10 protein-coding genes are annotated in these 15,414 nt (G+C 41.3%); 1 reads left to right on the plus strand and 9 read right to left on the minus strand.

All coding sequences use genetic code 11. The annotated features are described in order from the left end of the window. Positions 1 to 245: 245 nt before the first annotated feature. From QUB11_RS24010 to QUB11_RS24040, 7 genes are all read right to left on the minus strand, one after another. Positions 246 to 1,379: a virulence-associated E family protein gene (locus QUB11_RS24010; RefSeq protein ID WP_333206315.1), complete on the minus strand. Its 1,134-nt coding sequence runs from the start codon at positions 1,377 to 1,379 to the stop codon at positions 246 to 248. A gap of 324 nt (positions 1,380 to 1,703) precedes the next feature. After that, complete coding sequence (locus QUB11_RS24015) at positions 1,704 to 2,894, minus strand: tyrosine-type recombinase/integrase (protein WP_333206314.1); 1,191 nt, start codon at positions 2,892 to 2,894, stop codon at positions 1,704 to 1,706. Positions 2,895 to 3,374: 480 nt separating this feature from the next. Then, entirely contained in the window at positions 3,375 to 5,861 is a 2,487-nt protein-coding gene (locus QUB11_RS24020; RefSeq protein ID WP_333206313.1) for a hypothetical protein, read from the minus strand. 312 nt (positions 5,862 to 6,173) lie between these two features. Continuing rightward, a complete protein-coding gene (locus tag QUB11_RS24025; RefSeq protein ID WP_333206311.1) occupies positions 6,174 to 8,063 on the minus strand; it encodes an aminopeptidase P family protein in 1,890 nt (629 codons plus the stop codon). A 16-nt stretch (positions 8,064 to 8,079) separates the two neighbouring features. Continuing rightward, positions 8,080 to 9,249: a pyridoxal phosphate-dependent aminotransferase gene (locus tag QUB11_RS24030; protein ID WP_333206310.1), complete on the minus strand. Its 1,170-nt coding sequence runs from the start codon at positions 9,247 to 9,249 to the stop codon at positions 8,080 to 8,082. 119 nt (positions 9,250 to 9,368) lie between these two features. Next, positions 9,369 to 9,701: a XisI protein gene (locus QUB11_RS24035; protein ID WP_333206308.1), complete on the minus strand. Its 333-nt coding sequence runs from the start codon at positions 9,699 to 9,701 to the stop codon at positions 9,369 to 9,371. Continuing rightward, positions 9,689 to 10,108 carry a XisH family protein gene (locus tag QUB11_RS24040; protein WP_333206306.1) on the minus strand — a complete coding sequence of 140 codons (420 nt, stop codon included), beginning with the start codon at positions 10,106 to 10,108 and terminating at the stop codon, positions 9,689 to 9,691. The genes QUB11_RS24035 and QUB11_RS24040 overlap by 13 nt, the downstream gene beginning before the upstream one ends. A 166-nt stretch (positions 10,109 to 10,274) precedes the next feature. Between QUB11_RS24040 and QUB11_RS24045 the strand changes: the two genes are divergently transcribed. Then, positions 10,275 to 10,850 (plus strand): Uma2 family endonuclease, encoded by a 576-nt coding sequence (locus tag QUB11_RS24045; RefSeq protein WP_333206305.1) that lies wholly within the window; start codon positions 10,275 to 10,277, stop codon positions 10,848 to 10,850. 32 nt (positions 10,851 to 10,882) lie between these two features. On the opposite strand, the gene QUB11_RS24050 is transcribed toward QUB11_RS24045, so the two are convergent. Further along, positions 10,883 to 13,924, minus strand: coding sequence for an SMC family ATPase (locus QUB11_RS24050; RefSeq protein ID WP_333206304.1), 3,042 nt, complete (start codon positions 13,922 to 13,924; stop codon positions 10,883 to 10,885). Between the two features lie 255 nt (positions 13,925 to 14,179). Continuing rightward, positions 14,180 to 15,355: an exonuclease SbcCD subunit D gene (locus QUB11_RS24055; protein ID WP_333206302.1), complete on the minus strand. Its 1,176-nt coding sequence runs from the start codon at positions 15,353 to 15,355 to the stop codon at positions 14,180 to 14,182. Positions 15,356 to 15,414: the final 59 nt, after the last annotated feature.

Genomic DNA, 15,414 nt, shown 5'->3' on the forward strand with positions numbered 1-15,414 from the left:
GTTAGACTAAAAAAAGCTTTATGGCTTTGATTTTTGAAAAATACCAGTAAGATAATCACATCTGCGGAATGTGGGTTTAACACCATTGGATCTTTATTTTCTCCGGGTCTATCAATTAACTAGATTGACCGATCGATCCAAAGGATTAGTTAAAATGTTACAGTTACACGGTTACACAGTTACAAAATAGCTGAACCCCGTGATATATAAAGGATTCAGCTTGGAACTCAAACGTAACTGAGCAATTACCTAGTTACAGCCACAGGTACTCGCCAGTATTTACCCGGCTTACCGTTGACCCTGCTAGTTTGAGTGGGTTTTTCTAAGCCTAAACCTGTCAGAATATTAGTAATCCTTTCTTCATCTTTTCTAGTCCAAGACTTAGGTTCTTTTCCTATAGCCTGAGTTAAGACATCGCTCAAAACAAAAGGCTCTTGTTGTTTCTCTACCCAATCAGCTACTATATCTTCCCACATATCATTTGCTTCATATTTTTTATTTAGGGCATTAAGCATTTCTTGCTCAGTTTCATTTAAGTAGATAGGATAATTATCTTTATAGGCTTTAACAGCACTAGCCCAAATCAAATCTCTATTTTCTTTTACCCAGTCAATATCTATTTTCTCGTTTACATCTAAGCACCAAAATCTTCTATTACCTGTAGGATCAACTAAAAACTTATCTTTATTCGTTGTACCTACCAGAATAAACTGTCGATGTAGTGTAATCGGTCTACTATCATAAGGCTTGCGATAGGTGTCGCTTGTTTTCGTAATAAACCCCTTTAATTTACTTAAGAGATAAGGTGTAAGACTATCTTCACACTCTCCTAGCTCAATAATCCACTTACTATTGCAAACCATCTGTTCATCTTTGCTATAAGCTTGCAAAGTCATAGAAGTAAATAAGTCCTCTCCTGCTAATGCTTTGAAGAAAGAAGTCTTATAAAACCCTTGAGAACCTTTAAGTATAAGTACAGTATCAAATTGACAACCGGGCTGAAATACTCTAGCTACTGCACCTACTAAAGTCTTAGGTAAAAATACTCCTTCTAAGGAATCAGGGTCAATATGTAGGACTTTCTCATTAAGCTCTCTAAAAACATCTTTGTAGTCTATATCTGGGAACTTAGACTCGCATTCACTTAAGTAATCCTCTAAGGGAGAAAATAAATTTTTCCTAGCGTAGATGTGGGCTAGTTCATAGATATACTTATCATTTTTTAGGACTGTATTATGGTGGAGAAAAACCTGATGCCTAAACTTAGGTAAGTCAAATAGTTCTCCATCCAAGTAAATATCCTTGGTGACTTTGTTAAGCTTTAACCGATCAGCAAAGTTATTAGCAATAATTGCTTTGGTTCCTTGGTAGTTCGTCATATTAAAAAATAGTCAAAAATAGAGAGGAAATAATCATATAAACACCCCGAAAATGTTCTAACGGAGATTGCCATAGCAAAATCGCTAGAAACCGAGAATCTCTAAGTTCTTGCTTGTAAGACAAGAAAATAAGAGACTCCTAAATTGTCAAGGTTCAGTGTTTACCTATTACTCATTATATAAAGTCGTTAATTGAATCGACCGAATAATCAAGGTCAAAATAACCGTAATATCATGTTCGGTTTACCGTACCAACGCACATCAATGAAAAGGATAGAAGTTTTTCGCCTCTATCCTCTTGATTTTCTGTTTTATTTACGAGACTTACAACTCAGGTAAGGTTAAATCCTTCTTAGCTGCTAGGTAATGGTCTAGAATAACTTGAGGACTATTGCCTACCAGTGCTGCTACGGTAGATGGATCATAACCATCCCGAATTAAGCGAGTGATGAATGAGTGCCGAAGATTATAACAGGGTAGGTATTGGCTAATTGTTCCAGACTGGTACAGTTTGATTACTACAGGACGCCATTGCCGATTGAGAAAATTATCTTGATTCAGATATCCTCCCTCTACACTAGGAAAGACTAGATTATTTTCATTTTGACGTTTAGGAATGCGTCTTAAGAGGCTAAGAAGTTGGTCATTGCAAGGGAAAATTCGAGTATTGTAGGTTTTAGTATCCTTTAACTCTCCCTTTGAGTAGGCTTTGCTAACCACTATCACAGTCCTCCCATTTCTTTCTTTGATATCATTCCAATTGAGAGCTATTGCTTCCTCTGGTCGGAAACCTGTTAAAGCTAGAAACTCTACATAACCAGAGTAGTAGGAATGAAAGTAAGCACTAGCAGGTGAACAGAATTCATTACTTGAGAATGACTGAATAATGCGTTTAACTTCTTCAGGCTCAAAGCATTCTTTAGAACGTTTGCTTTTTTGTCCTTTAGGCAGTTGCTTTTTGAGATTGTGATAGGGATTATCACTGATTAACTTAGTTTCAACAGACCAGTTGGAGGCAGCATTGATGTTAGCAATTGCTTTTTTTAAGGTGCTGGAACTGTAATGCTCCAATAATTCCTGCAATAGTAAGTGAGGATTGTCAAGGTCAAGAGCTTCACTGGAAACTTTAGCTAAACACCTCTCTACTTCTTTCCAGTCTTTTTTTTGAGTTGTTTTAGCTACTCGCTGTACATGGGCTTGCTTGTAGTGTTCCCAAACATCTGCTAGATTAAGCTTAGTTACCCGTTGTACAGGTGCTAGTGCTTGTGCGTGTTTAGGAGAATATTTAGCTAGACTCTCATCGAAGCGTTCCATGAGGATATCGCTGTTGATTTCTTGAGCCTTAGCACTGGCTACCTTAAGAGTAGTATCAGTGTCAGCTTTACCGACTGTTATTACGTAACGCTGACCATTGAACCGCCAGCGGATACGATAGCTACCTTGGAATCGCTCTACCGAAACCTTACCGTACTTAGCTACTACACCATCTTTGCTGTGATCAGGGGTGATAAACATGATTCTGGGTATTGGTAAATTTCATACCCGCCTCATACCCAGTTTCTTTGACAGAGGGTATCTAGTAGAGCTTCAAGCCGTTGGTTTACCTCAAAAGTAGTTAAAGCTAGCTGATTTGTAATCAGCCTGTCGCAGGTTCAAATCCTGTCACCAGCTTTCCTGATAAGACCAAGGCTTGATGAAACTTCGAGCCTTGGTCTTATTTTTAGGTATGAAGTGGGTCTAGAACCCCATACCCAACTAAGCTCTTAAAGCTCGGCTTTCTGATATAATGTCCTATCTTAGTAGTCTATAAAAAGTGGGAAGTAAAGCTAAGCTAGATAGGGATTTAGAGCAGGTTGACATTAGTAGGGTATATACCTGTTTTATTTGTTTAAATCTACTAAATATTCATTCTTTTTACTGACCTAAGTCAAAGGTTGAATGCTTTTAGTAGAAAGAGCTAGGATAACTTACCGGGTATAACCTAGCTAGTTGGTCTTATGGGTTAAGTTTTTTAGCAGCAGATAAGCAATCGTGTAACTCTGCTAGATGCTTATTGATATCTTGGTTAGTATTCCAAGTAGGGGATAGGCGATCTAATGTAGAATATAGATCCTCTATCTCTCTCTGCAACAATGACTCAATCCCTAATGTTCTAGTTTTATCTCCATCTTTAAGAATAGAGATTAACTGAATTTTGATTCTATGTTGCCATCGTTGAAGATCATTTGAGTAAATATCAAAAGGCGTAAGGATAACACCCTTTGAGCTTTTAAACCCTATAGACAACTGAGAGAGATGATAGAAAGTGTTAATCAAGTCATCCCATACTAGCGAGCTTAACTCAGGATTAGACTGTATCAAGTTATGCACATTTAGCATTAGTTTTCCTGGGTTTTCCTTTCTAAATGACTGTTGACCTAATTCAATTATCCGATCGCTTGCCTTATTCCAAGTTTTCCAGCCTGCTGTCATCTTCTCAAGTAAAAAAGTTGAATCGTGATCCGTGTAAGGCTTAAGGGTTTTTAGGTCTACTACCTTACCCATATTTACAGCACTCTCAGAAGTGAAAGGACGTAAGAACTTAAGAAAGGTTTTCTTGATTGCATTATACCCATGCCCGGTATCAATGAAGCCCACACTCTTGGCAACTGTAACTTGTACGGCTGATTTATTTTCCCCTACTAACTTATTCCTGTTAGCTGATATGTACTTGTTAATCACCTTAGATAGTTGAGCTTTAGCAAAAGTTACTAACTCTCTATCTGTTTTTTGGCATTCTAGTAGAGCATAAAATATCTCATCATCATTATGATCGTTGAAAGAGGGTGTAACAGTTATCTTTGTGGGGATTATCCCATAATGTCTGTCATGTTGTTCGGGTTTTCCTTCTTCATTGGTTCGGGTGTATCTTTTCTCTGTGTTAGCAGGATCGATTATTTGGATATGATGCTCAGAAATTACTTGCCCCTGGTGCGATATTTCCATGATTAAGCCCTTGCGCGGTTGTTTTTCCCCGTAGTAAACATTAAGCTTGCAATTGGAATAATCAAACTTAGATTGTAGATACTTCCTAATTTCCCCCGTATCTGGTTTATTGACATTGAAGTGTGATCTTAGATTGTGAGTAACCCTACGAACCCAGTTAAGTACACTAGGCAGATTGTGACGGTAGAAGGCTTTATCATCGGGTGAGAGATTAGTTAACCTATACTGGTATTCCTTGTCCTCTACTTCCTGAGTTATCGTAACTATGGCTAACTCATAAAAGCCGTAATATTGCTCCCTATTGCTAGTCAAGAAGGGGGATTTATTTAACTCCTCTCTTAGCTTGTTTTTTGATGTGATAAAGTTAGCAGGGTCTATTTTTTTATCTGCAATTACTCCCTCTTTCAAATTGTTTAACATTGATATCAAGTCAGTGCGAGGAATACCGCCGAAAAACTCAGTAGACAAAGCTTGTAGTCGGGTTATTTCCTTATGTAGGTAGGTGATAGCTGACATTTTTGGGATGTTACCAGCAATATATCTCGCTAAGTCGTAACAGAAAGAGTCTGGGAGTTTAACAGGTAAAGCGGTTAACTTGTATCCGGTAGTAGATGGGTTAAGCTTCATAATAACCGGAGTCGTACCAATTACATCTACAAACTTGGCAGACCCTGTAACTACTTTCTCATTTTCCAACTTAATAGGCTTAGGTGTTTGCTGCTCTACCTTGATTTGACCTTTAGGAGTTTTTTCCTCTACATTAGGGTGGTCAATCCCTTTGAATGTGATAGGTGCGATTTCGTATTCTTTTTTCCAATCAGCAAAAATTATTATTTCAATGACTTTACAGCAAACTTTCTCGAAATCATTATTAACACCTATCTCCTTATTCACCACAAAAACTACATAATAAAGGATATCTCTCAAAATATCTTTACTAGCAGAAACGCACAAGTAATCAAGTAAATTTAAAATAACTCTACTATTTATATTAGATAATAACTCATTATTCTGATACAAAGCTAGTGCGACATTTTCAACCTTGTTTCTGTTTTTCTTTTTATTAAACCACCTTAGCCACGCCTCGATATTAATGTTATATTCAGCAACTAAGATTTTACCGTTAACTATTTGACTAAGAAACTGAGGAGATGAGATGTTGTGATATTGAATTATCGCTCGTTCAATAATCCCTTTAAATTTATTCTGGAACTTTTCTAAGCTTTGTTCTCTACTCTCTGAATCAGTGTGTTGTGTATTGCTATTGCTCGATGTTCTCCTTCTCCACTCACAATTTTTTCCTGTACTTTTGAAATGAGAGAAGTGAGAAACTCTCTCTATACCTTGCTTAAAAAAGACAAGTTCTCTACAATTCTCACAAATTAGACCTAGCTCTTCATAGGATTTATAGGTTAGTCTATAATCATCAGGTGTAAATTTTTCATTTGAAAAGATAGATATGGCAAAAGAAATAGATACTTCTGATTCGGCTTTCATAAAACTTAACCCCCTTGTTTTGGGTGATTATCATTATGAATTTAACAGTAGTCGTCTGCATATACTGTGACTTAAATCACCTAATTGCCCGAAACCCTAAAATTCTATAGTAATAGTTTTAGCTATTTATCAGTAGGTGATTTTATCCTGAGAAGTGTAACTATGTAACTAGGTAACAGTAGGAACATGGCAGTGCCGTGTCCCTATCTGATATGTGCTATTTTGTACCTTTGGGGCGGGATCGCGTGCCCACCCCACAAGAGTTTCCCGAAAAACAGGTGCACAAGTTAAATGTGCGACAAATTACAAGGCTTAACCTAACGCAGCGCAGGCTTTTTTCAACCACTCAAGTGTTGCTGCATCAAGTACGGGTTCCAGTTTCTCGACTACAGCACCATGATAATTATTTAACCATGCGAGTTGAGTCTTTGAGAGCCGATCGACATTTATTAATTTGCGCTCAAACGGAATATACGTCAGCGATTCAAATCCGTACCAAACCAAACCGTTTTTGGATGGCATTTCCCTGACAACATAGAGATTTTCGATGCGAATTCCGCCCCATCCCGGTTCGTAATATCCCGGTTCGATGCTTGTTACCATTCCGGCTTCCAGGGGATACTGCACAGATTTGCTGATGCCGTTGGGCCCTTCGTGACCGGCTAAAAACGCGCCGACTCCGTGCCCTGTACCGTGTCCGTAGTCTAGCTGTTCTTGCCATAATACCGCACGGGCGATCGCATCTAATTGCGCTCCCGTTGTTCCTTTGGGAAATTGCTGCATTGCACAGTTGATGTGCGCGATTAAGACTGTTGTGTAGTGTTCTATTTGTAGCGCCGTCGGTTCTCCGATACTTACTGTTCTCGTATCGTCGGTTGTACCTGCTAAATATTGCGCTCCTGAGTCCAATAACAGCAGTTCCCCCGGTTTTAACGTTATTTCTGGGCTGGGGGTTCCGTAATGTACGATCGAGCTATTGGCTCCCGCACCGGCGATCGTTCTAAAAGTTAAAGTCTGAAAATCTGTTTCTTGCTGGTAAAAATGTTCGATGCTTTCTTTGACATCAAACTCGGTAACTACCTTACCATTTTTTAGCTGTTCTGTCAACCACTTTAAAGTCAAAGTTTTCGCTCGACTTGCTTTGAAATTGGCTGATTTCATCTGCTCGATTTCTACGGGATTTTTGCGAGCTTTAATCCCTTCTACCGGATGTGTCTCAAAAACTATTTCGATGTTGTAAAACTGTGCTTCTTGATGGTTTAATATTAACTGGTACGTGCCTGCTGTGCTGTGTTTTGGGTCTAAAAGTACCCGAACTTTATGTGGCAAATTTACGCAAGTTTCTAATGTATGCGGATAGTCTGCGTAGGGAAGCAAAGTTACATCCGCCCTCAATTCTTGCTTGATTTCGGGGGAAATTCGTTCAGGATTTGTAAACAAAAACGCTGAATCTGTGGTGACAATGGCATAGGATATGAAAATGGGAATGTGGGGAATATCCGAGCCTCGGAGATTGAACAGCCACGCTATTTGATTGAGGTTGGTAATCGGAAGCACATCAATGTTGGCTTTTTGCATCGCTTCCCTGACTCTGGCTAATTTTTCGGCCGCAGTTTCTCCTGTCAGGGATACAGGTAAGCTAAATATGGGCTCTGCATCAATCGCGGGTAAAGTCTCTGCTGTTTGCCAAGGAGTTTGCGATCGCACTTTGTCGGTCAAATTCTCCGGGATTGGTATGAGTTCAATCTCCGCAGTTGCAAATTTTTTCACCCAATTTTGATATTGCTCTGTCGCTACGGTAAACGGGTCAAAACCCATGCGAATTTTAGTTGATTTTTTGGCTGATTCTACAGCCAATTTTTCTAAAGTTTCAATTAAGGTTAAATTTCCTTCTAAGCCGAGTTTCGATATTTGAATAATTCCAGTATCGACTTGCAATTCGGCTTGTTCGTAATAGCGGGAATCCACAAACAACCAAGCGGAATCTTTGCCAACCAACAAATCACCAGCGGAACCCGTAAAACCGCACATCCAAGCTCGCCGCTGCTTCGCTGCTGGAACGGATAAATTTAAGTGTTCGTCAACCGCTGGGATGTAATAGCAATCTAATTCATAATCTGCCATCAAATCGCGCAAGTCTGCCAGTCTTGCAGCGGAGGTATCTTGGATATTTGTATTTGCTTTTAAATTAGTGGCAACCATGTTGAATCTTCCTATTTTACTTGTTTAAAATTGTCTTCAAACCTTTAACTAATCTCCTAATACCTGCGGTGGCGGTTGCTTTCTCCAAAGCACCGTAAGCAACCCGCAAATAGCAGCCGTTATCCATGCCGAAGGTGGTACCGGGAAGCACTGCTACGTGATATTCGCGAATTAATTTTTCTACTAATTCCATTGTATCGATTTCAGTATCAACTTTCAAGAAAAAGTAAAATGCTCCGCAGGCTGGGGAAATTGTACACAAATTTTGGATGGTATTGAGTTCGTCTAATACCAGTTGGCGCACGGATGCGATCGCCCTTACATAATTATCGCAGTAACCTCTACCAACTTGCAAGGCTCCCAGGGCTGCATACTGAGAAATTACGGGCGGACAAATTAAGATTGTATCTTGAATCTTTCTCACAGAAACGAGCAAGTGTTCTGGTATTACCATATACCCGATCCGCCAACTCGCAAAACCGTAGGCTTTGGAGAGGCTAAACAGGGAAATTGTATGTTCGCTGCTGTTGGGAAAAGCGGCGGGCGAACAGTGTTTGACGCCGTTATAAGTAAAATATTCGTAGGCTTCATCGCTGATGTGATATATGTTGTGCTGGCGACAAATTTCGTTAACTTCTTGGAGTGCTTCGGCTGAATAAACAACACCAGTGGGATTATTTGGTGAAATGGTAACTATGGCTCGCGTTTTGTCGGTAATTGCTTTTTTTATAGCATCGAGATTAAGTTGATATTTGGCGTCAGTTTCTACTATCACAGGTCGGCAATTTGCCATAATTGCCGCCATTTCGTGATTGAAGTAATAAGGTGATTGGATAATAACTTCGTCCCCCGCTGAGGTGATAGCAAGAATGGCGTTGGTAAATCCCATATTGCTACCGGCGGTAACGACAATGCAGTTTTTGCTATTAATTTCTATATCGTTATCGGTTTTGAGTTTGGCTGCGATTGCATCCTGTAATTGTGGAATTCCTTCGACAGCTTTATATTTGTGATTGTCGAGATTTGCGAAGAATTCGGGAATTTTCTCAAATGATTCTTGTGGCGGATTGTAGTAAACTACACCTTGTCCTAAAGATATTGTTCCCGGATTTTGGCGAATCAGTTCGCCTACTACTGGAATTATTGGCGACTGTACTGATTGCATTCGAGTGGGGTCATTTTTCATATAATATTTGTTTCTTGGGGGGGTTTGACTAAATTGACATAACTTACAGATTAGAACCCCGAATCATTGGATAAGTCGGGGTTGTAGGAATTTTGTTGTTTGGGAGATTATTTAATGATCTACGCTATCGCAAATCCAGTAAATTGCCGTACATAAGGCGATCGAAATCCCAACACAATATCTGTTTTAGGGACTCCAAATTCTAGAAATTGATTGGCAATTCCTGCTTCCGTAAAATCGCGCTGAATCCAAATCTTTCCATCTTTGATATCAACATGAATGGGACATCCATGAATTCGTTCTTCATCCCGCCATCCCACATACAACAATAAATAGCGGTCGCGTTCCGTATCGAAAACAATTTCAGTGGTTTCTACATCTTGCTCAGACTGCTCTGTCGCGTGTTGATGTATGACTTTCTGAACTAACTGGCGATAATCTAATCTTTCCATAATGTTATCTCCTGTCCCTTCACATGAAAAACCAGCATCTTTACTTGATATCGTTCTAACACAGTTTGAACAAACGAGTCTGTAAAAAAATCTTGATAGATATCTGTAGGCACTGCCAAATACAGCACTCGTTCTGATTCCAATTTTTCCAATGCTACTCGATAATTAAGAAATTGACCAACAGCCGTATGGAATTCTGACAGCGCCGACAAGCCCACAAAACTTTTTACTTCTACTGCTATTTTTTGCCTCCCCTTTTCGGCAGAAAGTAATTTCTCTCCTCCCAAATCTATCTGCATTTTTACTTGAGAAGTTACTTTTAGAAACAGAGGATCGTGAGTAATTGTCCATCCATCTTTCTCCAAAGCCGCACGTACTGTGTTGTGAAAGATATCTTTGGCTGACATGATTTAAAAAATAGTTTTACTATATTCAAAAAGTATCTATTGCGATCATTATAACTTAGCAAGTGCCGACAAACAAGTAAAAAGTCTAAACTTTTGACTAAATTATAGATTGAAAATAGCGATCGTGCTAAAATGAAATATCAGCTCATAACGGGAGAAAGTTCCTATGTCAACGATGACTGTCAAAGATGTTGAGCAAGTTCAAAAGGCTTTTTCTGAAGCTGGTTTAGATTACCAAATTGAACTAGAAGACGGGAGACTTTCAATTATGGGCCCATCTGACATCGTATCCAGTGAAATCAGCAGCCGTCTCATTGCCTTTCTTTTCGCTTGGGTAAATCCCCGCCGTCTCGGACGAGTTTTTGACTCCGCAGGCGGCTTTATTATGCCAGATACTAACGTCAAAGCCCCCGATGTTTCCTTTGTGCGCGCCGCACGATTGCGCCAAAGTCCGCGTTATTTTGGACAGTTGGTTCCCGATTTTGTGGTAGAGATTAAGTCTCAAAGCGATCGCCTTAAGCCAATCGAAACCAAGGTTTTGAAGTTTGTTGAGCTCGGATCGATTGTCGGAATTGCGATCGATCCTGATGCAGAAACAGTGAAGATTTATCGAGCGGCTGGCGAACCACAAATTTTACAAAATGGCGATATCTTAACATTACCAGAACTTTTCCCCGGTTGGGAATTGCCCGTTTCAGAATTGTGGCCTCCTATCTTTACAGAAGAAGAAACACAATTCTAGAAAAACTACAATATATCGCAAAAAGTAGAGACTTAAACTCTTTCAACTTCTATTTTAGAACCTTGCGGCGACTTAAAGACTTTAACTTGTGCTGGCAATCTTTCGCCCAATTCTCTAACGTGGGTAATCACTCCAATCAGCCTGTCTCGCTGCCGCAAAGATTCTAAAATTTGAGTAACGCTTTCGAGAGTTTCGGTATCTAAAGTGCCAAATCCTTCATCGAGAAATAAGCTGCCCAAGTGAGTTCCTTGAGACAGTTTTTCTGACAAAGCTAAAGCCATTGATAAGGAAGTGGCAAAGGTTTCGCCACCGGAAAGAGTACGCACTCGTCTAGCTTCGCCGCCGTTCCAATTATCTGCTACCCAGTATTCGCCGTCTTGGTTTATTAGTTTGTAGCGATTTTCGGTTAATTCTTGCAAAATTAATGTGGCGCTGCCGACTAATTCTGCTTCTAAATGTTCTAAAATGTAGGATTGAAATTCGTTGGATTTGAGGTTCTGCGCTAAGGTGTGATAAGTTTGCTCTTGTTCTGTGAAATTTGTGATTTGCTGTGACAGTCTTTCGGCTTGTTCGAGATTTTGAGCTGCTACTTGAATCCAAGCTAACAGTTCGGCGCGGTTGTTGTTGGCTTGTTTGAGGTTTTCTTGGGCGGTATGTTTTGCCGATCGCACTTGTGCTAAATTATTCTCATCGGTAGTTCTGCCTGCGATCGCCTCGCTCAAATCTTTTGCCCGCGTCTCTAACTGAATTTTTGATTCGCGGTGAAAGCGAATAGCATTTTCCCATTCTGATTGTTCCTTAACTGTCGCAACCGCTGCTAAAAAGGTCTCTTCTGTGAAATCAGCCGCCGTTAATTTTGCTGACCAATCGAGGTTTAGCTGCTGTTTATGAGCCTGGGCTTGCCCAAAAGCCTCTCCAGCTTGTTGCTCTCTCTCTGCTGCTTGAATAACCTTATTTTGAGCAGTTTGATATGATTTTTCGGCAACTTTAAGCAGATTTGCCAAGTCTTGTTTGTCTTGTTCTAAGACTTTTGCTAAATTAGCATAAGGTTGATATTCGGTAATTTGATAAAGCGCATTTACACAACTTTGGAACTGCTGCTGGCGGCGGTCTGATTCGGCGATCGCATCTTGATATTCCTGCTGTTTAGCTGCTTGAGTCGCCACCGCCAAATTAAATCTTTCCTGAAAATTATCATATTCCAATGATGCCAGTTGGAACTGCTGTTCGGTTTCGCGGTATTGGCGATCGCTCTCTTTAAGGATTGCCAACTCCTGCTGCAACCCCAAGCTTTCCCACTGAGAATTTTCCAGAACTTGAGTGATTTGCTGCTGCAATTCTGCAACTCTATTCGCAGTTAATTCGAGCATTTGAGCAATTTCCGACTCTTTTTGCAGGCAGGCTGCCACTGCACTTTTTCCCTCAGCAGCCAACCTTTGAGCATCTTGAAAAAGCTGATTTGCCCCCGCCAATTTCCGCCGCAAACCAGCGACATCGACAATATTAGAATCTGGCAAAGGAGGCAGGCTCTCGCTCTCAGGATGCACCCCCCCGCACACCGGGCAAGTATCGCCAGAATTCAGCGACATTCTGATAGCAGCAACACTCTCTAAACGTGCCGCTTCCGCATTAGCGGTTTGGGCCACTTCTAACTCGCGGGCGCACTCTTTTAGCCTGAGTTCAACGGCTTCTAAATTAGTGGTAGCCTTCACATAATTTTGTTGAGCTTTTTCCTTATCTGCCAGAGATTTATCCAACTGTTCTTGCTGAGTCTTTTGCTGCTTGGTAATTAGCTGAAGTTCCATCAATAAGGGTGAAATTTGCTGCAATCGCTCTAAACGCTTTCCTCCCGGCGCATACTGTTCGAGCTGTGCCGCTGCTTGAGTAACTCGAAAACCCGCGCCTTGAATTTTAGTGTTAGCAGCTTGCAGGTCTTTATCTGCTGCCATAAAAAAGCGGAGTTTTTCCTGTTGAACTTTTTGGGCAAGCGCAACTTCTTTTTCTAATTGAGCGCGCTGTTCTTCATATACTTTAGCAGCAGCTAGAGCATCTTCGCGAGCCTTAATTTGTGGCGCTAGCACCTCTTCTTTGGCTTTTGCCGCGTCAAGTTGCTGCTGCTCTACTGCCAGCTCAGAGCGAGCTTTAATTAACTGCTTTCGCGCTGCCACCGAGGCACTTTCCGCAGTTTCATACTGAGTGCGAGCCGATCGCACTAAAGCCCAATCTCCCTGTAAATGATTGGCAGCTTGCGCTCTTTCTAAACGCTGTGCTAAAATTGCAACCTCAGCAGAATTAGCATTTAATTGGGTCAGTTGTTGTTGTAACTCTTGCCAGCGAGCGATTTGCGAAAATAGCTGTTCCTCTTCATCTAGAGCCTTCTGAGCTTTCATAACGGCGCGATCGAAATCGGGCAACTGCTGTTCTAAAATCAAAAGTTGCGATCGTCTTTGATCCACCTCATCAGCCGTCGGCGCACTCAAATCCGCTAGCTGCCTTTCCACCATTTCCCGTTCCTGTTTCAGCAACTTTGCGAGCTCATTTGTTTCCTTCCGCATCTGCTCAAAAATCTCAAATCCTGCTAGCTGCCGCAAAATTTCCCGACGTTTTGAAGTATCCCCTTTAATAAACTCATCAAACTTGCCTTGAGGCAGAACAATTGCGCGCGTAAAAGTATCAAAATCCATTCCTAAAATCTGTTCAATAGTATTTTGAACAGCAACGATACTCGTCCCCAAAGTTTCCCATTGGCCATTTTGCCAGTTGTCCAAAATCACCTTATTTTCGGGAGATTTCGGACGAAAACGCCACCTTCGCGTCACCCGATACTGTGCCGAACCCACAGCAAAACGCAACTGCACTTTTAAATTTTCGCTGCCTTGACTTGCCAAATCACTTACTTGTTTGCCGCTGCGAGTAGTCGTGCCAAAAAGAGCGTAAGTCATGGCATCTAGCAGTGAAGATTTGCCCGCACCTGTAGCACCAGTAATGGCAAACAAATCGAGTTGAGAAAAATCTAAACGCTGTTCGCGGTGGAAGCTGGTAAATCCTTCGAGAATAAGTTCGAGTGGACGCATACTGATTTTAGATTTTAGATTTGGGGTTTTAGATTGTTATATTCCGGTCTAGTGTCTTCCTTCTACAGTCTTCCCGATCCCCCCTAACCCCCCTTAATAAGGGGGGAACAAGAGTATTATCAAAGTCAACCCCTACTCCCCAACAATCAGGGGGATTTAGGGGGATCTAGACTCGACTACAAGCGACATTGAGCGTGGGTTTCCGTCTTAAAACTATGTAAAATTTGAGAGTGTAGATTGTATCTTTTTACGCATTTAATTGTTAACTGTTTCCTTAAACTTCTTGTACAAATTTTTAAATTCCTCCAATACTGCCGGTTTCGGTGTCGTTCCCAATCGGTTTTGATAATAGTTGCAAAACTCGGCTGCCGGATCAAAATTATTGGGATCGATATTAGTTATTTCTGTTGCTTCTAGCGCTGCATCTGGATAGCGCGGTTCAATTAACAGCGCTTGAGAACAGATTTGGCGCACTCGATCGGCAAGTCCGATTTGCGGACTGTCCAGTTCGACAATTACTTTCAAGAAACCCGGATGGTACTGATGAGCTTGTAAAGTTTCATCGAGATTGTCGTTATGACATTTAAGCACTTTTAACGGCTTGTGGCAAGCCACAGGCTTAAATTCCACCTTTGCCTGACTTCCCGGCTCAACTTCTATCAAGCAAAATCCTTTTTCCTGTTCCGCTTCTCCAAAATCTAGCTGAATCAAGGAACCGGAATAATAAGCGGGAGAAGTCTCAGAAATCCGCTGGTGAATGTGGATGTGTCCGAGGGCAACATACTGAGCTTCCGGCGGCAGAGTTTGCGATGATAGCAGGTATTTTTCTCGCGTGTAATAAGCGACTTCGGATTTGGTCAATCGAGCGCCGTCAATGCTCATGTGTCCCATGAGAAAATTGACAGTATTGTCTCTAAACTCTCTGGTTAAATCTTCGAGTAAATATGCTACGATTTCGCGGTAATCTTTTCGGCGATCGGCATCGCCCGACTGCCAGAGAGAATTAGCATCTAACAGTCTTTGTTCGGAAGCAAAAGGCATCGCTCCCACACAAAGTTTACCACTTTTTGTATTAAGAGTAATTGTGCCGCCGTCGGCGGAAAGCCTGGGTTTGCCTAAAGCGCGAACACCGGCGAGGGAAAGCAATTGCGCGATGCTGTCGATGCGGGAGGCCGAATCGTGATTACCGGCGATCGCAATTGCGGGAATTCCGGCGGCTTGTAGTTCGCAGAAAAAGTTATAAGCAATGCGTTCGGCGTAAGCGGGAGGGTTGGGTACGTCGAAAATGTCGCCCGCAACGAGCACAGCATCCACATCCAAGGCTTTTGCTTGCTTCAAAATCTGTTCGAGGGCGATCGCAATTTCAAAAGTGCGATCGATCCCTCGAAAACGTCGCCCTAAATGCCAGTCAGCAGTATGAATTATTCGCATAGTACGAGGAGTATTTTGTTTATGTTAACTGAGATGTTGTACCTTTTCAAGAACGGGCA

The sequence above is a fragment of the Microcoleus sp. B6-A1 genome (genome assembly GCF_036705085.1).
GTDB lineage: Bacteria > Cyanobacteriota > Cyanobacteriia > Cyanobacteriales > Microcoleaceae > Microcoleus.